The sequence below is a fragment of the Geobacillus sp. PLS 41 genome, assembly GCF_056494105.1.
This window is the reverse complement of sequence record NZ_CM151395.1, coordinates 1,282,771-1,303,018: the sequence shown is the minus strand read 5'-3', so window position 1 is coordinate 1,303,018 and position 20,248 is coordinate 1,282,771. Positions and strand designations below refer to the sequence as shown.

The window sequence follows — 20,248 nt, the reverse complement described above, 5'->3', positions numbered from 1 at the left end:
TTATGATTGGACAGCGGGAATAAACTCGCTGGCCCATTCACGCAGCTTCTTTTTGTCGATTTTGCCGATGATGTTTTTCGGCAGGTAGCCGACCTTTTTCAAAAAGCGCGGGCTTTTGTATTTCGCCACCCGCTTTTGGCAAAACTCGATCAGCTCCTCTTCGGTCACTTGGGACCCACGTCGGACGACGACATATGCGGCGACTTCTTCCCCCATTTTCGGCGAAGGGACGCCGACAACGCCGGCTTCAAGCACATCCGGATGGGACATAAGCAGTTCCTCGATATCGCGCGGATAAATGTTGAATCCGCCGCGAATGATGACATCTTTTTTCCGGTCGACGATAAACACGTACCCGTCTTCATCGATGCGCGCCATATCGCCGGTATACAGCCAGCCGTCGCGCAGCGCTTGGCGCGTCTCTTCGTCTTTTCCGTAGTAGCCTTGGAAAACGTTCGGGCCGGAAACAATCAGTTCTCCGACTTCGTTCGGCGGCAGGCGGTTGCCGTGTTCATCGACGACAGCCACTTGCACGCCAGGCAACGGAAGCCCGACCGACCCCGGCTTGATCGGCTTCGTCGGATCGGTCGCCGTCACAATCGGCGCCGCCTCGGACAGTCCGTATCCCTCCAAAATCAGGCAATTGAACTTGCGTTGAAACTGCCAAGCGAGCGACGGCGGCAACGAAGCCGAGCCGGACACGCACGCGACCAAACTGGATGTGTCATAGCGGTCCGCCTCGGGGCAATAGCACAACGCATGGAACATCGCTGGCACCATCGCCGTATGCGTCACTCGATGCCGTTCGATTGTCTCCAGCACTTTTTTCGGCTCGAAATACGGCAGGAGGACGATCTTGTCGCCCAATAACAGCGCGACGTTCATCATCGTAAAACCGAACGCATGGGAGATCGGCAGCACGCCAAGACCGACGCGGTCATATTCGGTAGGCAGCCGCTTCGCCATCTCGGCCGCTGCTTCCGCGTTGGCATACAAATTGCGGTGCGTCAGCACGACCCCTTTCGGATGGCCGGTCGTTCCCGATGTGTAAAGCAAGGCGGCAGGGGCATTTTCGGTGACTGCCGCCAGCGGCATGCTGGCAGGAGCTTGCTCCATTCTTGTTCGCAGAGAGCGCGGTGAATGAGGATCGTCAATCGTAAACATCATCGGAGGCGCCGGCAAGCCATTGGCGGCCTCTTTCGCTTTCGCCCACAGCATTTCCGCCGTCAGCACAACTTTCGGTTCGCAGTCTTTAAAAATGTAATGGAGCTCCTGCGTCTGCAACAGCGGCAACACCGGCACGACAACCGCTCCTGCTTTCAAGACGCCGCTGAAGGCGACTACTACTTCCGGGCTGTTCGGCATCGTTACAACAACGCGGTCGCCCGGCTTGACCCCAAGTTCAATCAACGCATGAGCCAGCTGGGACGAACGGGCGTCGCAGTCCACGTTCGTATATTCGTTTCCTTCAAAAATCAGTGCCGGATAAGGACCGAACCGCTCGATATTTTTCGTCCAAACCGTTCGTAAATCCATTCCCCCGTCTCCTTTAACCAAATTAGGCGGGCCTGCGAAAAAGGCCAAGCCCGCCGCCTTTCGTCTCCTTCCTTCTGACGGTCGGCGCTGTTGTCAATGCACGGAAAAACATGCCGGCCGGCTTTCTTGTTGTGCTTATTGGTTTTGATTGGCGCTGTTGTAGGCGGACAGCACTTCTTGGAGCCGCAGCGCCAGCCCCATGTCCCCGTCAATGCGAAGCCGCCCGCTCATAAACGCTTCCGTTCCGTTGAGCTCGCCGTCCACCATTTTTTTAAAATCCTCGCTGTCCATGCTGAGCGTGCAATCAGGCGTTTCTTGCTCCCCTTCAATGACAAATCCAGCGTCTGGGCGAAGGACGACTTGGTACACCCCCGCATCAGACCCGCTTAAGTTAAACTGGTACACCGCGACAATCCCATCGGCGCGGGATGGGTCTTCCCTCAATTGCGAATCGATCAGTTGGAAAATGTCTCTTACCGTCGTCATCTTCATGGCCTCCTTAAAAATTTAGAACTGTCTGAAATTTCATTTTGTACTTTTACTATATCGCGTTTCCGTTTCATGTCCTATCCCGAAAATCGTCGGAACTTTCTTTCCTCCCTCGCGGCGCTCCCCGATGTTTTTACGCCTTTAAAGCATGGAGAAGCGCGCGCTCATCGATCAGTTCCAAATAGCGCCGATAAAGCGGAAACGCCGGCACGATGCGCGGCAACAGCTGCAACGCCTTCGCTTTCGATCCTTTTGCCTTCATTTTTCCGGTCATGAGCGCCAATGGAACGTTGATGTTGCCGCCCCAAAATTGGTGGGCGATATCGCCGGTCGTCTTGATGGCGACATCAGGCGCATCGATTGCCTGCCCGAAATAAATGGCGTAGTTTTCACCGGTTTCCGGCCGCCTCGCATCGATGCTGATGACCGCCTCCGGATCGGTCAAATAAAAGACGAACGCGGCGCGGGAACGGCGGATTTGTTCTCCAATCCGATTGATTTGCTCCACCTCGTTGCCGTATTCCTTATACGCTGGATGCCGCTCCCACCAGCTGCGCAGCTCAAATTCCGTCCTTGGGCGCGACGGAATTTGCATAAACTCGCCAATCACCCGATACACATGAGCATCATCACGAAACAATGCCATATCCGTTCACTCCCTTCAACCGAGTATGCACTCTCATTTTGGCGTGAAACAACGCCGCCGGCAATTCCGATGATTGCCGGGGAGACGAAAAACGCAAGACATCTCCGTCCGGAGTTGTTGAAACAAGAATCAAGCGCACCAAAGCGGCAAAACAAAAAAATGGCTGCCCCGTTTGTTTGGGGCAGCCGTTTTGGCCAAAATGGCTGCAACGATTCTTTTTATTACAATCCGCTTACAAATTCGCCAACCGCATGACGTCGCGGGCGATCATCAACTCTTCATTGGTCGGGATGACGAGCACTTTGACCGGCGAGTGCGGATAGCTGATGAACGCTTCCTTGCCGCGCACTTTGTTTAGGATGGGATCCCAGTAAACTCCCATAAACTCGAGGCCGCGCAACACTTTCGCCCGCACGACTTCGCTGTTCTCGCCGATGCCGGCGGTGAAGATGATGGCATCGACTCCGCACATGCGCGCCGCATACGAGCCGATGTACTTATGAATGCGGTTCGCAAACACTTCAAGTGCCAGTTCCGCGCGCTCATTTCCTTCGGCGGCCGCTTTTTCCAAGTCGCGCAAATCGCTCGAGATGCCGGACAGACCGAGCATGCCGCTCTTTTTGTTCAGCACTTCAATCACTTCATCCGCAGTCATTCCCGTTTTTTCCATAATGTACGGGATGAGCGCCGGGTCGATGTTGCCGGAGCGCGTTCCCATCGCCACGCCGGCTAATGGCGTAAAGCCCATGGACGTGTCGATCGACTTGCCGCCCTCAACCGCCGCGATGCTCGCCCCGTTGCCTAAATGGCACGAGATGAGGCGCAGCTGTTCGATCGGTCGGCCGAGAAGCTCCGCCGCCCGCTGGGTGACGTATTTGTGCGACGTGCCGTGGAATCCGTACTTGCGGATGCCGAATTTCGTGTAATACTCATATGGCAAGCTGTATAAAAACGACTGTTCCGGCATCGTCTGGTGGAACGCCGTGTCAAACACCGCCACGGCCGGCACGTCCGGCAGCACTTCCTGAAACGCCCGAATGCCGACGAGGTTGGCCGGGTTATGGAGCGGGGCGAGCTCGGACACTTCTTCAATTTGCTTGATGACGTCCTCGGTGATGAGCACCGAATCACTGAACTTCTCCCCGCCGTGGACGACGCGGTGCCCGATGCCGTCAATTTCGTCAAACGAACGGATAATGCCGTAGCGAATGAGCTTATCAAGCAGCATTTTAACGGCCGCGGCATGATCCGGAATCGCCGTCACTTCTTGATGTTTTTCACCGTTTACGACAATGGTGAAAATCGCGTCGTCAAAGCCAATCCGTTCGACGACCCCTTTGGTCAACACCGTTTCTGCCGGCATCTCAAACAGCTGGAATTTCAACGAGGAACTTCCCGCATTAATGGCTAGCACTTTCGCCATCGAAAACACAGCTCCTTTTTTGCCAAAATCCGCTCGCGCTTACCGTTAGTGTGCGCGATTGGGCGCTGTTTCACTATGCCTTTTTCATTGTATGCCTCCCGTTTTCGCGTTTCAAGCGCGGCTTTGTTTCGCAACCGGTTGCAAGAAAAAGTTTTTATGTTGTGAAAAATGAAAACGGAGCTGACCGAAAAGGTCGGTGAAAAACAGCGATTCTTCGATGAAGAAAAGAGCAACATTTATCATCTTGAGCCGAGAAGACCCCCACTTCCACGCGTGAGCGCAAGGGGAGGAAGATGCAACCTCTCGTTTTGTGAAGGGGCTTGACGGCCTATACGGTGATCAAAAAGGGCGTCCCGTTGCGTTTGGGACACCCTTTCGTCAACATTCTTTTTCCTCGGTGATCCAGGCGTCGATTTTCGCCATCATCGCCTGCATCGCCGATTTGTTGGAAAACCGCGGCAGCTCGACAAGCAGCACGTGTTTTGGCTTTTTGACGTTCGGCCCTTTCTTTTGCAAAATCAACACGCTTTTTGCCGCCTGATCGTTTTTAAACATCGACAGCGGCAGCTGCAAGACTCCTTGGACAATGGCCGCCTCTTTTAAAAATTCGTTCAGCTGCCCCGCCTGCGGGCTCGAGAACAACATATTCGGGATGAGGAAAAACAAGTAGCCGCCCTCTTTCGTATAGCGCAAGCTTTGCTCGATGAACAAATGATGGGCATACGACCGGCCTTCCTTCGCTTTTAAGGCGAAGCGGGCGGCATTGTCGTCATCCGGGTAATAGCCGACCGGCAGATCGCAGACGACGACGTCAACCGGCTCAACAAACAGCGGCCTTAGGCTGTCTTGGTTAAACAGCTGCACCGGATGCTTTTGCAAGTTCGCGTTGACGTACGCCAATTTGACAAGCAGATCATCGACATCGCTGCCGTAGCTGTTGGCCTGTTTTCCTCGAAGGCCGTTTAACACCGCCGTCAATAAATTCGCCGTGCCGACGGCCGGGTCGAGGATCTTAAGCGCCAAATGCGAGCGCGTAAACTCGCGGACCAAATACGCCAAAAACAAACTGACCGCATCCGGAGTCATTTGGTGGTGCGGCTGGACATGCTTGCGCATCCCTTTTAACACCGCAAGCTGAAACGCCTTGCGGATTTCTTCGTTTTGAAACCGTTCCAGCATCAGTTCGCGATACTGCTTTTTCAGCCGTTTCGCGTTCAGCTCGCTCACTTCGCTTTGCAGCACGTCGCCGTGGAACAAATTCTCCCCCGTCTCCGCGACGGCTTCTAAATACGTGCATTGCAATTCTTCTTGCAAAAGTTGGGCCGTTTCATCGAATACCGTGAACAACCGTTCGACTGGCGTCATCATCTGTACGTCCCCACCTTTCTGCCAACGTCCCTTCTGTATATTGTACGACCGTCCGCCTCGCGCCGCAAGAAAAGCGCCGATAGGAACGAAAAGGCCCCGAACGGGTCGGGGCCTTTTCATTATTTCGCCGCTTTCGCCGCTTCAATCGCCGCTTCGTAGTTCGGATGGTTCGTCACTTCCGGCACGTATTCGACATACGTCACTGTGTCATTGCTGTCGATGACAAACACGGCGCGGGCAAGCAGGCGCAGTTCTTTGATCAAGACGCCGTATGCTTGTCCGAACGAAACATCGCGATGGTCGGACAACACTTGAACGTTCTCAATGCCGGCGGCGCCGCACCACCGCTTTTGCGCAAACGGCAAATCGACGCTGATCGTCAACACTTTCACATTGTCGAGCTTTGCCGCTTCCTCGTTAAACCGGCGCGTTTGCGCGTCGCAAACTCCGGTGTCGAGCGACGGAACGACGCTGATCAGGCGGACGTGCCCTTTCGTATCCGCGAGCGTCACTTCCTGCAAGTTTTGATCAAGCACGGTGAAATCCGGCGCTTTGTCGCCGACTTTCACTTCGTTGCCGACAAGCGTCACCGGCTGCCCTTTAAACGTCACATAGGCCATGGGTTCTCTCCCCCTTTAGAAAAAATATGTACTACTTCCATACTAAAACGCGGAACGGAATTTTTCAACGATTTTGTCCGTTCATGACAGCAGACAAACAAAAGGCCGGACGCCAACGGTCCGGCTAAATGTCAAAGTCGTCTGCTTTTTGGCCTGCGGCGCCGTCTTTCTTGTTTTTCTTCAGCATCGCCTGAATCTTCTCAAACGCCTGCGGCGCGACATCGAGAATTTTTTCGTATAAGTGCGTGCTTTCATCCAAATGGAGCAGCTTCACCCCGGATGAGTTGACGACGAGAAACGCAATCGGCGTAATCGAGACGCCGCCGCCGCTGCCGCCGCCAAACGGATGTCCGTTCCCTTGGGCCTGCCCGTTCCCGTCGGCTTGCGCCCCTTGGTGGCCATTTTGTTGACCGTCAAGCATAAACTCGCTGCCGCCGGCGGCAAAGCCAAACCCGACTTTCGAAACGGTCAAAATGACACTGCCGTCAGGCGTCTCCACCGGGTCGCCGATAATCGTATTGACGTCGATCATTTGTTTTAAGTTTTCCATCGCTGTTGTCATCAGCCCTTGAATCGGATGGTTCGTCATCGTCATTCCTCCTAGTAGCCTTCATTTGCCTGCTTGGCCGCCAATGGGTTTCGCTTTGGCAGCCGCCGTCCGCGCCAATGTTTGACCACTCGCAATCCTGCTACCATAGCATGCCCGATTCGAAACTGAATCATACATAAAAACACCGTTTCCGAAGCGGCCCGATCGTAGGCCGGAACGATGGCGACAGCCGGAGTTGTTTTCATGTTCATATAGCGGCTCGCCGCGCCGATGATCATGTATTTCAGCGACCAGCCAAGCCCCACGAGCAAGCCGGTTGACGCGGCGTCGCCGGTGCCGATTCTCGTTTTCCACTCCCATTTCGTAATCGTCACGTGGCGATAAAATTGTTTCATAATTTCATGCAAGTCGACGACTTGCTCGAGAAACCGTTTCAGCTGTCGAAACAGGTCAGCGATTTTTTTTAGGGTCAATTTCCCTTTCTTTTCCTCCTTCCCGCGCGTTCCCTCCACTCCTTTTTTCTGGAGAAACGCCACTCCCGGCGCATTCGGATCCATGTCCAGCTTGATGAGCGGAATGCGGACAGTATAGCGGAGGAGGCCAAACAGCGTGCGCACCACGATTTTGCATTCATCGTCGTCTTTCACATGGCGAAACACGACCGTCACCGATACTTTCATCCAGGCGACGAGAAGAAGCAAAAGAACAACCGTTGCGATGACCGCGATGACTGCTTTCAATGTCCGCCCTCCCTTTCATCATACATTGTCGCCATCTGGAAAAAAAATAAACCTGCCGTTTCGGCAGGCGGACATTGGTTGACGTTCTGTTCTTGATGCAGGCGAATTGTTACTCGCGGACGACGATCGTATCCGCGAACTGGTCATGCATCCCTTTTTTCTTTTCGGAAAACGCAACAAACAAAAAACCGATGAACAGCAATTTTTTCGCGATGAATTTGCCGACGACTTCGCGAAACAACACGGTCAGCCAGGTGAGCGGCTCGCCGCGCTCATCGACCACTTTTAAGCCGAACACCATTTTGCCAAGCGTCTGCCCAAACGCTTTCGTCATCAACACGAAATAGGCGTAAAAGACGACGGCGGCCGCGACCGCCGCTGGCGCGAACAAACCGTCCTGCGCAAGCGGCCAATCGAACAGGCGAAAAAGCGGCCAAACGATGAGCCGGTTGAGGCTTGAGACAACAATGACATCAAGGCAATACGCCCAAAAACGAAGCCAAAAGCCGCCGTAGCAGAGGGGGCGCTCTGCCGGCGGGAGATGATCCGCCAGCGTCGCCGTTATTTGCATGTCCGTCATGTTTCCACTCCTTTATTCGGCGTATAAATACATAAGCCGCGGCGAGGATGGGCGCGACAACAGGCGGATGAGCCCGGCCGCCTCGCTGTCCGGCTTCATCCGGTTCGACACCATCTCAAAGAGAGAGCTCCACGGCGCATCGTTCACGTATTTTACGACTTGAGCGCCGGTTAAATGATGCTCTTTTTTGAGCGCAGCGATCGCGTCATCCAAGTAGCCGAACTCGTCGACAAGGCGGAGCGCCTTCGCCTGTCGCCCGTCATAAATGCGGCCGTCCGCCAGCTTGCGCACCGTGTCTTCCGGCAGCTTTCTCCCTTTGGCTACCACATCAACAAACGCATCATACGAATCATTGATCAGCCGCTGCAAAATCTCCCGTTCCGCTTCGGTCATTTTGCGCGCCGGATTCATGATGTCTTTGTACGGCCCGCTTTTGATCGTGACAAGCTCCACGCCGTACTTCTTTGCCAGCCCTTCATAGTTGACGCTTTGCATGATGACGCCAATGGAGCCGGTGATCGTCTCCGGGCTGGCGAAAATTTTATCGCCGGCCGCAGCGATATAGTAACCGCCCGAGGCGGCCATGGCCCCCATCGATACGTAAATCGGCTTGTTCGTCTTCTTTTTCAGCTTCATCAGCTGATCGTAAATTTCCGCGCTTTCCGCGACACCGCCGCCCGGCGAATTGATGCGCAAGATGATCGCTTTGACGTCTTGATCCTCTTTCGCCTGTTTGATCATTTGCAAAAACGTTTGGTGGTTGTACTGTGATGAGGAAAGAAGCGACTCCGCTTCCCCCGCATCTTGAATAACTCCGTTCACTTCCAACACAGCGATTTTTTTCAACGGGTCGCCCTCGGCGATGACTTCTTCGCTAAATGGCGACTCCATGAGCGCCAGCCAGCTTTCCGACCAGCCGCCGGCCTTGTCGGACAAAAGAACGCCAACCGCTTGAACAAGCACCGAGATCACAAACAAGGCGGCGGCGATGGCCAACGCGGTCCATCGTTTTCGATTCATCGTCTTCCCCCCTGCATCGGCTGCCCATATTTTTAGAATCCTGGCAAACGTGGTACAATATTCATTGTACATCGATTGATTAGATGATGCCATCGGGAGGACGCAAAACATGGATATGGAACGCAACCGTCTTTATTTTTTTTATAAGCGCGACGACAAGCTCATCGAACGGGTGAAGCCGCTCATTGAGCTGGCAGAGCGCGGTCCGTTTGTTGTCGTCGACGACTATCGGGAAGCGAACATCATCGTCAGCATCGGGGATGACGGCGCGTTTTTGCAGGCGGTGCGGCAGACGGGATTTCTTCCTGACCGTTTGTACGTCGGCGTGTCCGTCTTGCCGGCGCGCGGGTTTTACTGCGATTTCCATATTGACGACATCGATCATATGGTGGAAGCGGCGAAAAATTGGAAACTCGAAGTGCGGCGCTACCCAATCATCGAAGTGACGATCGACGGCGCGGCTTCGTTTTTCTGCTTAAACGAATGTTCGATCCGCTCGCAAATCATTAAAACGATGGCGATCGACGTTTTCATCGACGACTTGCATTTCGAGACGTTCCGCGGCGACGGCATCATCGTTTCGACGCCGACCGGCAGCACCGGCTACAATAAATCGGTGCACGGAGCGGTCGTCGATCCGCTCTTGCCGTGCTTTCAAGTGAGCGAACTCGCCTCGCTCAACAGCAACCGCTATCGGACGCTCGGCTCGCCGTTCATTTTGAGCGGCTCGCGGACGTTGACGCTGAAAATGTCGGAAGAAACAAGCCATTTTCCGATCATCGGCCTCGACAATGAAGCGCTCAGCATCCAGCATATTGAGCGGATTGACATTCGTTTAAGCGACCGGGTGGTCAAAACGGTGCGCCTAAAAGACAATTCGTTCTGGGATAAAGTGAAACGCGTCTTTTTGTGAAGCGTGTGTCTGTTCTCCCGGCGAAACACCGGATCTAAAATGGCGAATCCGTTCGACGCGCATGCGGCAAGAGGGTGTCTCGCAACGAGACACCCTCTTGTTTGGTCGCCGCGCGGACATCGCTCCGCTTCTGGCAACGGCCAGCTCAACCGGCTCTTTCTACTTACGACGACCGGCCGACAAGGCGGGCTTCCCGCTCGCGCAGCTCGACGCGGCGGATTTTTCCGGACGCCGTTTTCGGCAAATCGTCGACAAACTCGATTTTGCGCGGGTATTTGTACGGCGCCGTCAACTGTTTCACATGTTCTTGCAGGGCCGGAATCAGAGACGAATCGTCTTTGTCGACCCCGTCGCGCAGCACGACAAACGCTTTGACAACATGGCCGCGCACTTCATCCGGACTGGCGACGACGGCGCACTCTTTTACGGCTGGGTGCTTGACAAGCGCGTCTTCGACTTCAAACGGGCCGATCGTATAGCCGGCGCTGATGATGATGTCATCCCCGCGGCCTTCAAACCAGAAATAGCCGTCTTCGTCTTTGCGCGCTTTGTCTCCCGTAATGTAGTAGTCGCCGCGGAACTGCATCGCTGTCCGCTCCGGATCTTTGTAATAATACTTAAACAGCGCCGGCGTCTCGATATGGACGGCGATGTCGCCGACTTGTCCGGGCGGGCACGGCTCGCCGTTTTCATCGATAATTTCGACGCGGTTGCCTGGCGTCGGTTTCCCCATCGAACCCGGCTTGATGGGCATTCCTTTCATGACGCCGACAAGCAGCGTGTTTTCTGTCTGGCCGTAGCCGTCGCGCACTTCGACGCCGAAATGCTTGGCAAACGTGTCGATCACTTCGCGGTTGAGCGGCTCTCCGGCGGACACGGCGCTGTGCAAATGAGATAGATGATAGCGGCCGATGTCCGGCACTTTCGCCATCAAACGATACTCGGTCGGCGTGCAGCACAGCACATTGATGTTGTATTTTTCCAATAGCTGCAAATATGTTTCCGGCTCAAAGCGGCCGTAGTAGACGAAACCGGTCGCCCCCGAGCCGAGCACCGATAAAAACGGGCTCCAAATCCATTTTTGCCATCCCGGTCCGGCCGTCGCCCAAACGAGGTCTCCTTCTTCAATGCACAGCCAGTTTTTCGCAGCCGTGCGCAAGTGGGCGTACGCCCAACCATGGCAATGGACGACCCCTTTCGGATTGCCGGTCGTGCCGGATGTGTACGACAAAAACGCCATATCATCGCGCGAGGTATCCGCCGCCTCAAGCGTTTCGCTCTCTTTGGCCATGGCGTCTTCAAGCGGAATCCATCCGTCCCGGGGTTCCCCGATGACGAACTTCGTCAAACGTTCGATGCCGTCAATCGGCGCAAATTCGTCCGTATACGGCGCATAAGCGACAACCGCCTTCGCTTCGCTATGGACGAGCCGATATTGCAAATCCTTTGTCCGCAGCATCTCCGAGCTTGGGATGACGACAAGCCCGGCTTTGAGCGCCCCTATATACACTTCGTATGTTTCAATGAGGCGCGGCATCATGACGAGCACTTTATCGCCTTTTTCGAGCCCATGTGATAAGAAAGCGTTTCCAATTTGGTTGGCGCGCGCCATCAAGCGGCCGTATGTAATCTCTTTCGTTTCGCCTTGCTCGCTCTCCCATTTCAACGCGATCCGGTCCGGGTCGGCGGCCGCATGCCGTTCCATTTCCGATGTTAAATTGTAGCGCTCGGGAGCAATCAAGTCTTCCCGCCTCATCGTTCCTCTCCCCCTCTGTCTTGTTTCGCCTTGGTCGGCATCTCTATTATACAAAATAGTCGTTCTATTTTGAATACCGTTTTTCTCATATGAAAGCGGCGGGGAATGCCCCCGCCGCGTAAGCCATCATTATGAAATTAGAATTGGCGTGCGCCGCCCAATTGTTGCTGCGCCATGGCTACGAGACGTTTCGTGATCTCGCCGCCGACCGAACCGTTGGCGCGCGAAGTCGTGTCAGCGCCTAAGTTCACGCCAAATTCTTGAGCGATCTCATATTTCATTTGCTCCAGCGCTTGTTGCGCACCCGGAACAAGCAGTTGATTGCTGTTGTTGCGTGCCATCTGTTTTCACCTCCTTGTACCTATAGAATGTGTGAAAACAGATGGCGATATGCAGCGATGCTTTTTGGTAAATTTTGAGATTCAAAACAGCTCGGCAAACTCATCGCCCTGCCCTGTTTCTTCATCAATGACGAGCGTTTCTGTGTCATTGACTGCCTTTTCCAGAAGCGGAGCGAGGTCGAGCTGGCTCTCATAATGGAGCACTTTTTCTTTTTTCGGCTTCGTTTTCGGCGCTCTTGGCGTAAAAATGGTGCAACAGTCTTCATACGGAAGAATGGAAATATCGTGAGTATCGATTCGTTTAGCAATCTCGATAATTTCCATCTTATCCATGGAAACAAGCGGACGCAAAATTGGAGTGTTGGTCACCTCATTGATCACGTACATGCTTTCTAGCGTCTGGCTCGCCACTTGGCCGAGGCTTTCGCCTGTGACAATCGCCAACGCCCGCTGGCGGCGGCGCAGCGCGTCGGTGATCCTAAGCATCGCCCGCCGAGTGGAAATGAGCGAGTACTCGTTCGGAACTCCTTGATAAATGGCTTGCTGCACTTCCGTAAACGGCACGATGTGAAGCTTGATTCTCCCGCCGTATGTCGTCAACTTGCGCACGAGGTCAATCACTTTTTGCTTCGCCCGTTCGCTTGTAAACGGCGGGCTGAAAAAGTGGACGGCCTCGATTTCCAAACCGCGCTTCATCGCCAAATAACCAGCAACCGGGCTGTCGATGCCGCCGGAGAGCATGAGCATCGCCTTGCCGCTCGTTCCGACCGGCAGGCCGCCGGCGCCGAAAATGTCGCGGCACGTGACATATGTCCCGTCTTGGCGCACTTCAATGCGCACGTCAATATCCGGCTCGCGCACGTTGACCCTAAGCCCGTCCGTCTGCCGCAAAATGTGCGCCCCCACCTCGTAGTTCAGCTCGTCGCTTCGATACGGAAACTGCTTATCGACGCGGCGGGCGCTCACTTTAAACGTTTTTCCTTTGTATGGGAGCTGGCGGACGGCGGCGAGCGCCGTTTCCTTAATGGCGTCCAGATCGTTTTCGCACTTCATCGCCAGGCTGAACGAATGAATGCCAAAAACGGTTTTCAGCTTTTCGATGATCGGTTCATGCGGCTCGCCGTTTAATAAAATGTACATTCGGTCGCGCATATATTCAATCTGAATCCGCTCGAACGCCTGCAGTTTGCGGGCAATGTTGTTTTTAAGACGCCGGACGAAGATGTTCCGATTTTTTCCTTTCGTCGTCATTTCTCCGTAGCGGATCAAAATGCGGTCATAGTTCATCATCTTATTCCGTTACCTCGCTTAATGTTTTGATCGCCTGCTTGATCGCTGCCACCGCCGGCGCGATTTCTTCCCGGCTGTTGTCAAACGACAAGCTGATGCGAATGCCGCGCTCGGCTCGGTCTTCACCAAGCCCCATGGCCAAAAGCGTCTTGCTCGGCGCCTTTTTTTTTCGATGAACAGGCTGACGTCGTCGAAACGTAGATTCCTCTTTTTTCCAGTTCGTGAACAAACACTTCCGGCTTCACGCCGCGCTTTAACGAAAAGTTGATGATATGAGGAGCGGCGCCATCGCGCGGCGTGTTGATCTCGATGTCTGGAATCGCCAAGAGCGCTTCAAGCCACTCGTCTTTCAATGCTTGAAGCCGGCCGATGTCCCGCTCGTAGCGCTCGAGCGCCAAGCGAAGCGCCTTCGCCATCGCGACGATGGCGGCGACATTTTCCGTTCCGGACCGAAGCTGCCGCTCCTGCCCGCCGCCGGCAATCAACGGCGCCAAGCGGACGCCTTCACGGACGTAAAGCAAGCCGGCGCCGCGCAATCCGTGAAATTTATGCGCCGATATCGTGCATAAATCGACACCGGCTTGCTTCAAGTCGAGCGGCACTTTGCTGATCCCTTGCACCCGATCGACGTGAAACAATGTTTTCGGATAGCGGGACAAGAGGGCGCCGATTTCTTCGATCGGCTGCACCGTGCCAACTTCGTTATTGACGTGCATGACCGACACGAGAATCGTATCGTCGCGCAGCGCGCGTTCCACTTGCTCAACCGATACCCTTCCTTCGCGGTCGACCGGCAAGTACGTCACCTCAAAACCAAGCTCCTCAAGCTGGCGGCACGGTTCAGCGACAGACGGATGCTCGATTTTCGTCGTAATGATATGCCGGCCGCGCCGCTGATATTGCCAGGCGACCCCTTTGATGGCGAAATTGTTCGCCTCCGTTCCGCCGGAGGTAAAAACGATTTCGTTCGGCTTAACGCGCAGCATGGCGGCGATTTGTTCACGCGCCTGCGCCAAAAGCCGCTCCGCCTTCATGCCCAGCCCATGGAGCGACGACGGATTGGCAAAATAGTTCGTTGCGACGGCGACGAACGAATCGATCACCTCGGGAAATGGTTTGGTCGTCGCACTGTTGTCAAGATAAATCATCGCTTCCATCCTCCGCTCATTGTCGGCAAAATATCGCTGTACATCGTCCATCTTAACCAAAACAGGCGCCAATCGACAACGAAAACACACCGTCATTTACATTATTCACCAAAAACCCATTGAACAATCTCCCACCTGCGCTTAGAGGTGGGAGATTCTTGGGAACACCCGCCCCACGGCAGGCTGTCAGCCAAGCCATCCCCGTGCGTCCCACGGTTTGGCTGCCTTACGAAGACAGCAAACGAAGCCCCTCATTCAAGATATTCCGGGCGGCGTTCTTGTTCGAGGGAAGAGGCAGAAAAGCTTGTGTTCAGCCATATGATTCTGTGTTTTTTAGGTAAAATAATGGATAATCAATACTCGTGATCGGGTGGTTTATCACTGTTCGCGGCTGTTATCCTCCTGCCATAATTTCTGCACACGGTCAAACGCGCCCGGCTCGACTTCTTCAACAGCCGCCACCGCCTGCCGGAGCGCCTCCTCATAATCATAATGGCGAAATAAAAATTCGGCTTCTTCCAGCCCTTTGCGGACCGCTGGATAGCGGCGGCGGTAGCGGTTGCCGTATTGAATCGTCCGCTCCGCCAGCGTCGCCTGTTCGATCATTTCCACCGTCCGCTCATACAACCGTTCCACAGCCGCTTTCGCCTCCTCCAACGCTTGGTCGACCGCCGGCATGTCAAGCGGCTTTTCTTCAAGACGCGCGGCAACGGCTTGCAAGCTGCGTCTCGCTTCCGCCAATTCAAGCGCATACGGTTCAGGCAACCCCGGCAGCCGGCTTTTTTGCACAAGGCGGAGCGCCTCGGCCAATGTTTTTCTCATGCCGTCAAGCTTTTCGCGGGCGATCAATTCGTCTTTGCGCAGCGTCTGCAGCATCGTTCGAAACTGTTCATGCTCTTCCTTCATGAGGTCGATTTGGGACACAAGCTGCTCAAGCTCCTCTTTCAGGAGCGAATACGCTGTTTTCGCCTCGGCAACGCGGTCTTGAATGAGAAAAAACCGCTTTTGCAACTGGTGCAGCTGCTTTTCGATGCTCCGGTACTTTTCGAGGTCGCTTGGCGCCAAATGGTAGCTTTGCTGGACGAACAGCGCCTCGGCCTCGGTTTCCTTCGCCTCGGCGGCGAGCTCCTGAAGCATGCCGCTGAGGCGCGGCATTTCCGTTTGCACATATTGATGCGCGAGCACTTCGTTTTCGAGCAAATCGTAGAGCGCGTCGATCTCTTCTTTCAGCTCAGCGACAATCTGCTTCGCTTCTTCGATGCGCAGCTCATGGATCATGGCCAGACATTGCTCGATTTTTTCCCGTTTTTCCTGAAGCGTGCGCTCCATGTGCAAATGGTCAAGGATGTATCCGCGCTCTTCCATCTCTCGATAGCCATCAGCCAACTCAGCGAGCTGAGCTGGCAACGACGTTTGGCATTCGCCAAGAAGTTTGGGAATTTCTTCCATCATGGCTGTGAGCCGGCCGAGCTCTTCCTTCAGTGTCAGAACCACATCGCGCGCCGCCAAATAGTTGCCGGCTTCCGTCAATTCGGCAAACCGCTGAAACTGCTTTTCCGCTTCCGTTAAACGGACGTCAAGCAAGTCGGCAGCCGAACCGAACGTATAACGGTAAGCAAGCAGCGCCTTTTTCGCTTCCCGGTGAGCCGCACGCAGCTCCTCGATCTCCGCCCGGCTTTGTTCCTCGCTGCCGATCAACTCATTCACTTCATGAATGATTTCATGCACTTCTTCCTCAAGACGACGCAATCCGTCGGCGATCTGCCCAAGCAGCCGGCGCGCCTGCCGGTAGCGGTATTTGTCAAGCAGCCGCTCCGCGTCAAACAGCTGTTCTTCCACATTCGGCAGCTTCACTGCCACAATGTCGTCCCATTGCTGGCGCCATCGTTCAAACAGCTGCTCCGTCTCCCCTGTCATATTCAGCTGTTTCACTTTCGCCAGCTCATCCGGCACCGGCCGGTTCATCAAGTTGATTTTCCATTCCTCGAGCCGATCGATTTCCCGGTACATCCGCTTCCGGTACACATGATTATATATGATTGCCCCCGCTCCGAGGAGCAGAACGATCCATGCCATTCCCATCCGCTGATGCCCTCCTTGCATTCAAGCTACTTCTATCGAACAAACGAAAATAGCGGAGAAGGCAAAAATATATGTTTTTCAATGTTTTTATGATACCATGTTAACGACATTTTTTGACCAAAATTTTTATTTTTTTTACAAGAATCTTCACTATTTTTGCTATGATACATAAGGAAGAAAGGAGGAAAATCGATCATGCGCGACGGGCATATTCATACGCCGTTTTGTCCGCACGGAAGCCAAGATCCGCTTGAGGCCTATGTAGAGCGCGCGATCGAACTGGGCTATACCGACATTTCCTTTACGGAGCATGCCCCGCTTCCTGAGCGGTTTATCGATCCAACGCCCAACCAGGACTGTTCGATGAAGCTTAGCCAGCTTGAGCGCTATTTGCACGCCGTCGCTGAGGTGAAAGCCCGCTACCGAAACGACATTGCCATCCGTGTCGGGCTCGAAGTCGATTTTATTCCTGGCTTTGAGGAAGAAACAACCCGCCTGCTCGACGAGGTCGGCCCGCTGCTTGACGACAGCATTTTATCGGTTCACTTTTTGGCCCACGAAGGGCAATATGTATGCCTTGATTACAGCGAAGATATGTTCGCCGACATCGTCCGCTTGTTCGGATCGGTCGAACGCGTCCACCGCGCCTACTACGAAACGGTGCTGCAATCGATCCGCACGGAGCTTGGCCGCTACAAACCGAGACGCATCGGCCATATGACGCTTGTGCGCAAGTTCCAACGCCGTTTCCCATGCTTGGAACCAATGGATGAGTGGATTGTTGCCATTCTCGATGACATCAAGCAGTTCGGCTATGAATTGGACTACAACGGCGCCGGCGCCGCCAAACCGCTCTGCCTTGAGCCGTATCCGCCGGGCGGCGTGATCGCCGAGGCGCGGCGGCGGGGCATCCCAATCGTCTACGGATCCGACGCCCATCGCGCCGCCGACTTGCACCAAGGACGGGAGAGGATGGACCGCGAGGCGCTTTCGGTTGACAACCGCCCGCAGCCGTCATAAAATAGGCGAATCAGCCATTTCCCTGCTTGCATCCTGCTGGATGTTGAGGCCAGAGTCCTGCTCCAACCATGATGAAAAAGGAGGCTAGTTCTATGTTTCGTCCCATGGCTTACAACGGAACACGCGAAGAAAATTACGCGCTCGTCATCGAACAGCTGAAATCGCTCATTTCCGGGGAACCCAACTTCATCGCCAACTTGGCGAACGCAGCCGCCTTGCTCAACCAGTTTTTCACCGACATCAATTGGGTCGGTTTTTATCTCGCAGACGGCGAGGAGCTTGTGCTTGGCCCGTTCCAAGGCTTGCCGGCATGCGTGCGCATTCCGTTCGGCAAAGGGGTGTGCGGCACGGCGGCCGCCAAACGGCGGACGGTGGTCGTTCCAGACGTTCACCAATTCCCGGGCCATATCGCCTGCGATGCGGCGTCTCAATCGGAAATCGTCGTGCCGCTCATCAAAGACGACCGAGTCATCGGCGTTCTTGACATCGACAGCCCGGTGAAAAACCGCTTCGATGACATCGACCGCCGCTACTTGGAGCAGTTTGCCAGCGTGCTCATTTCCGCCTGACGAAAAAAGCGCACCAAGCGCGAAGAAGGAATCCGCTTGCTCGGATTCCTTTTTTTTACACCTTATACAAATGACAGTCATCGTGCACAAAAATGCAGTTTTTTCCCGTCTCTTTTGCCATATAAAGCGCGGCGTCGGCTCGTTTGAACAGCTGTTTTGCATCCTCGCAGCCTTGGCGCTCCCACCATGACACGCCGCACGAAACGGTCACCGTCGGAATCGTTTGTTCTCTGACTTTTTCTGTGATGCGGCGGGCAATCGAAATGGAGTCAGACAGCGGCACTTTCGGCAAATACACCGCCAGCTCTTCCCCGCCCCAACGCGCCGCCACATCGCCATCGCGAATGTTGGCGCGCACCGTCTCAGCCACTTGGACGAGCACCCCATCGCCCGTTTGATGGCCGTACACATCGTTGATTTGCTTAAAGTTGTCAATGTCAAACAAAATGAGCGCCCCGGATGCATCGGATCCCATGGATGTTTGGATCACCTCGTCCAAGTAACGGCGCGTATGCAGCTTTGTCAAATAATCGGTGACTACCATCTTCTCGAGCTCTTCGCGCAGCATCGCGTTCATAAACGCCAGCGTTGAATGTTGAACGAGGGATTCCAAGAGCTTAAACATCTCAAACGTAAATCGGTATGGCTCGCTGGCGAGCGCAATGCACAGTCCCTTCGTTTCCTTGTTTTGCTGCATCGGCGCCGCCATGATGGAACGAAACGAACCGAAAGCGGACACGCATACATCACCGGCAAATAAAATGTCATTTCCGCTTTGGCGCCGCTTTTCCACCCATTCGATATAGGGCTCGGACCGATGGTCGAAAAAAAACGGCGTGCTGCCTGGCAAAAGCTCCCGCTTGCCGTCGGCAAACAAGAAAAAACCGACTTCATCCGCGCCGAACGATTGTTGGATTTGCGATACCATGTACTCAATGGCTTCATGAAGCCGCGGCCGGGCGTTCAATTGGCGCATTGTGTCGTTGATCAGCTGCAAATCGGCGACAAGCCGGCGCGACTGTTCATACAACTTGGCGTTCTCAAGCGCGCTTCCAGCCGTGCTCGCCAGCAGCGAAATAAAATGAATCTCTCGTTTTGGAAATGGCGCAGCGTATGGGGCGATAATTTCAATCACCCCATACACCGCCTGCACCCCTTTAATCGGGGCGTACAGCACCGAGCGCGGCGGCGCCTCCATCTCCTCGCATTGCACTTGTCCAGTCAAAAACGCCCGCAACGCCGCCGTCTGTTTTTCCCTTTCATCCAATACAAGCGTTTTAATTGGCAAATTTCCGCGCAGATGGTTGTCATGCGACAACAGAAGGTGGTAGGTGAATGATGGATAGACGTTTTGCAGCGTGCGGATAATTTCTTCAAGCACAACATCGATATGCATCGAGGAATGAATTTTTGCGGCAAAGTGATGCAGCTGTCCATACCGTTTCTCTTCGCCCTCTCCTTGCAGCACCGCGCTAAGTTTCCGAAACAATCGCGCCAAATCCGTCCGGATCTCCCACAACAACCGCTCGTCAAAACCGCCATCTTTTCGATACATCAGCTCGACCATCGCCGGCGTCTCATCGGAAAGCATGAAAAAGAGCCGGGCCGCCATATGCGGCCCACCGGCATCGACAACAGCGACTTTCCGCTCTCCATCAGCCGCGATCGGCCCAGCGTCCGGCGTCCCAACCGCGGCCGCTTCCGGATAAAAGGCAGCCCGCACCGGGTCGTACAAATAAAAAACGGCTTGCTCGAGCGCCAGCTCTTCTTTTAGCAGCGCGAGCAACTCGCCCGCCGCCGCCGAAAACGGCCCATCGTCCTGAAACGCTAAAAACCAGTGGAAAAATTTTTGTTTAAATGATTCATACCGCTTCATTTCTTCCTTGTTCATCGCCTTTTCCACCCAAACCGGCATCATCATTCCAAATGAGAGAATGGGATGACAAATTTTTTCTAAAAATTGCATCTTTTATTATATCATACAAATAGAGAAGAAGGGAAAGTGTGAGTAAAATATTTGTGGGTGACATTCCGAAATGATCCCCGACGAGGGTTGCGAACTTTTGTTCGCGACGCTCGTCGGGGCCACCAAGCGAAGCGCGGTAGAAAAAAGCAAATGTCATGCAAAAAGGACTCTCTCCCTGCTATGATGGTGAT

At 54.3% G+C, this 20,248-nt stretch carries 19 protein-coding genes and 1 pseudogene; 3 read left to right on the top strand and 17 right to left on the bottom strand.

The genetic code is table 11. From position 1 onward, the window contains the following. The 10 genes from ACVX3G_RS06470 to sppA form a co-directional block, all read right to left on the bottom strand. Window positions 1-1,536 carry a long-chain-fatty-acid--CoA ligase gene (locus ACVX3G_RS06470; protein WP_011232256.1) on the bottom strand — a complete coding sequence of 512 codons (1,536 nt, stop codon included), beginning with the start codon at window positions 1,534-1,536 and terminating at the stop codon, window positions 1-3. A 135-nt stretch (window positions 1,537-1,671) separates the two neighbouring features. Further along, window positions 1,672-2,022: an SCP2 sterol-binding domain-containing protein gene (locus tag ACVX3G_RS06465; RefSeq protein ID WP_011232257.1), complete on the bottom strand. Its 351-nt coding sequence runs from the start codon at window positions 2,020-2,022 to the stop codon at window positions 1,672-1,674. A 136-nt stretch (window positions 2,023-2,158) separates the two neighbouring features. Further along, window positions 2,159-2,671: a hypothetical protein gene (locus ACVX3G_RS06460; protein ID WP_011232258.1), complete on the bottom strand. Its 513-nt coding sequence runs from the start codon at window positions 2,669-2,671 to the stop codon at window positions 2,159-2,161. A 232-nt stretch (window positions 2,672-2,903) separates the two neighbouring features. Next, window positions 2,904-4,094 (bottom strand): acetate kinase, encoded by a 1,191-nt coding sequence (locus ACVX3G_RS06455; RefSeq protein ID WP_011232259.1) that lies wholly within the window; start codon window positions 4,092-4,094, stop codon window positions 2,904-2,906. Between the two features lie 378 nt (window positions 4,095-4,472). Further along, the gene (locus ACVX3G_RS06450) at window positions 4,473-5,462 is read right to left on the bottom strand and encodes a class I SAM-dependent methyltransferase (protein ID WP_014196551.1); all 990 of its coding nucleotides are present in this window, start codon (window positions 5,460-5,462) and stop codon (window positions 4,473-4,475) included. A 119-nt stretch (window positions 5,463-5,581) separates the two neighbouring features. Further along, a complete protein-coding gene (gene tpx, locus ACVX3G_RS06445) occupies window positions 5,582-6,082 on the bottom strand; it encodes a thiol peroxidase (protein WP_011232261.1) in 501 nt (166 codons plus the stop codon). A 124-nt stretch (window positions 6,083-6,206) separates the two neighbouring features. After that, window positions 6,207-6,671, bottom strand: coding sequence for a GerW family sporulation protein (ytfJ, locus tag ACVX3G_RS06440; protein WP_013144472.1), 465 nt, complete (start codon window positions 6,669-6,671; stop codon window positions 6,207-6,209). 11 nt (window positions 6,672-6,682) lie between these two features. Continuing rightward, window positions 6,683-7,372 carry a DUF2953 domain-containing protein gene (locus ACVX3G_RS06435; RefSeq protein WP_014196552.1) on the bottom strand — a complete coding sequence of 230 codons (690 nt, stop codon included), beginning with the start codon at window positions 7,370-7,372 and terminating at the stop codon, window positions 6,683-6,685. Between the two features lie 109 nt (window positions 7,373-7,481). After that, entirely contained in the window at window positions 7,482-7,952 is a 471-nt protein-coding gene (locus ACVX3G_RS06430) for an RDD family protein (protein WP_013524344.1), read from the bottom strand. A gap of 12 nt (window positions 7,953-7,964) precedes the next feature. Next, the gene (sppA, locus tag ACVX3G_RS06425) at window positions 7,965-8,972 is read right to left on the bottom strand and encodes a signal peptide peptidase SppA (RefSeq protein ID WP_014196553.1); all 1,008 of its coding nucleotides are present in this window, start codon (window positions 8,970-8,972) and stop codon (window positions 7,965-7,967) included. A gap of 109 nt (window positions 8,973-9,081) precedes the next feature. Between sppA and ACVX3G_RS06420 the strand changes: the two genes are divergently transcribed. Next, window positions 9,082-9,885: an NAD kinase gene (locus ACVX3G_RS06420; protein WP_011232266.1), complete on the top strand. Its 804-nt coding sequence runs from the start codon at window positions 9,082-9,084 to the stop codon at window positions 9,883-9,885. Between the two features lie 163 nt (window positions 9,886-10,048). Here the strand turns inward: ACVX3G_RS06420 and mbcS are convergent, their stop codons facing one another. The 5 genes and pseudogenes from mbcS to ezrA form a co-directional block, all read right to left on the bottom strand. Beyond that, complete coding sequence (mbcS, locus tag ACVX3G_RS06415) at window positions 10,049-11,641, bottom strand: acyl-CoA synthetase MbcS (RefSeq protein ID WP_014196554.1); 1,593 nt, start codon at window positions 11,639-11,641, stop codon at window positions 10,049-10,051. A gap of 137 nt (window positions 11,642-11,778) precedes the next feature. After that, on the bottom strand, window positions 11,779-11,982 hold the full coding sequence (locus ACVX3G_RS06410) for an alpha/beta-type small acid-soluble spore protein (RefSeq protein ID WP_011232268.1): 204 nt from the start codon (window positions 11,980-11,982) through the stop codon (window positions 11,779-11,781). An 81-nt stretch (window positions 11,983-12,063) separates the two neighbouring features. Beyond that, window positions 12,064-13,269 carry a tRNA uracil 4-sulfurtransferase ThiI gene (gene thiI, locus ACVX3G_RS06405; RefSeq protein ID WP_033025998.1) on the bottom strand — a complete coding sequence of 402 codons (1,206 nt, stop codon included), beginning with the start codon at window positions 13,267-13,269 and terminating at the stop codon, window positions 12,064-12,066. Window positions 13,270-13,273: 4 nt separating this feature from the next. Continuing rightward, window positions 13,274-14,420, bottom strand: a pseudogene (locus tag ACVX3G_RS06400) (cysteine desulfurase family protein). A 378-nt stretch (window positions 14,421-14,798) separates the two neighbouring features. Beyond that, a complete protein-coding gene (ezrA, locus tag ACVX3G_RS06395; RefSeq protein WP_011232272.1) occupies window positions 14,799-16,502 on the bottom strand; it encodes a septation ring formation regulator EzrA in 1,704 nt (567 codons plus the stop codon). A 195-nt stretch (window positions 16,503-16,697) separates the two neighbouring features. Here ezrA and hisJ point away from each other — a divergent pair, with 195 nt between their 5' ends. Together hisJ and ACVX3G_RS06385 are read left to right on the top strand one after the other, a co-directional pair. After that, window positions 16,698-17,522 (top strand): histidinol-phosphatase HisJ, encoded by an 825-nt coding sequence (gene hisJ, locus ACVX3G_RS06390; RefSeq protein ID WP_011232273.1) that lies wholly within the window; start codon window positions 16,698-16,700, stop codon window positions 17,520-17,522. A 92-nt stretch (window positions 17,523-17,614) separates the two neighbouring features. Continuing rightward, window positions 17,615-18,091 (top strand): GAF domain-containing protein, encoded by a 477-nt coding sequence (locus ACVX3G_RS06385; RefSeq protein ID WP_011232274.1) that lies wholly within the window; start codon window positions 17,615-17,617, stop codon window positions 18,089-18,091. A 55-nt stretch (window positions 18,092-18,146) separates the two neighbouring features. Here ACVX3G_RS06385 and ACVX3G_RS06380 read toward each other — a convergent pair whose 3' ends face one another. Both ACVX3G_RS06380 and ACVX3G_RS06375 read right to left on the bottom strand, forming a co-directional pair. Then, window positions 18,147-20,006: a sensor domain-containing diguanylate cyclase gene (locus ACVX3G_RS06380; RefSeq protein ID WP_479454599.1), complete on the bottom strand. Its 1,860-nt coding sequence runs from the start codon at window positions 20,004-20,006 to the stop codon at window positions 18,147-18,149. Then, complete coding sequence (locus tag ACVX3G_RS06375; protein WP_479454598.1) at window positions 19,954-20,214, bottom strand: hypothetical protein; 261 nt, start codon at window positions 20,212-20,214, stop codon at window positions 19,954-19,956. The genes ACVX3G_RS06380 and ACVX3G_RS06375 overlap by 53 nt, the downstream gene beginning before the upstream one ends. Window positions 20,215-20,248 lie beyond the last annotated feature (34 nt).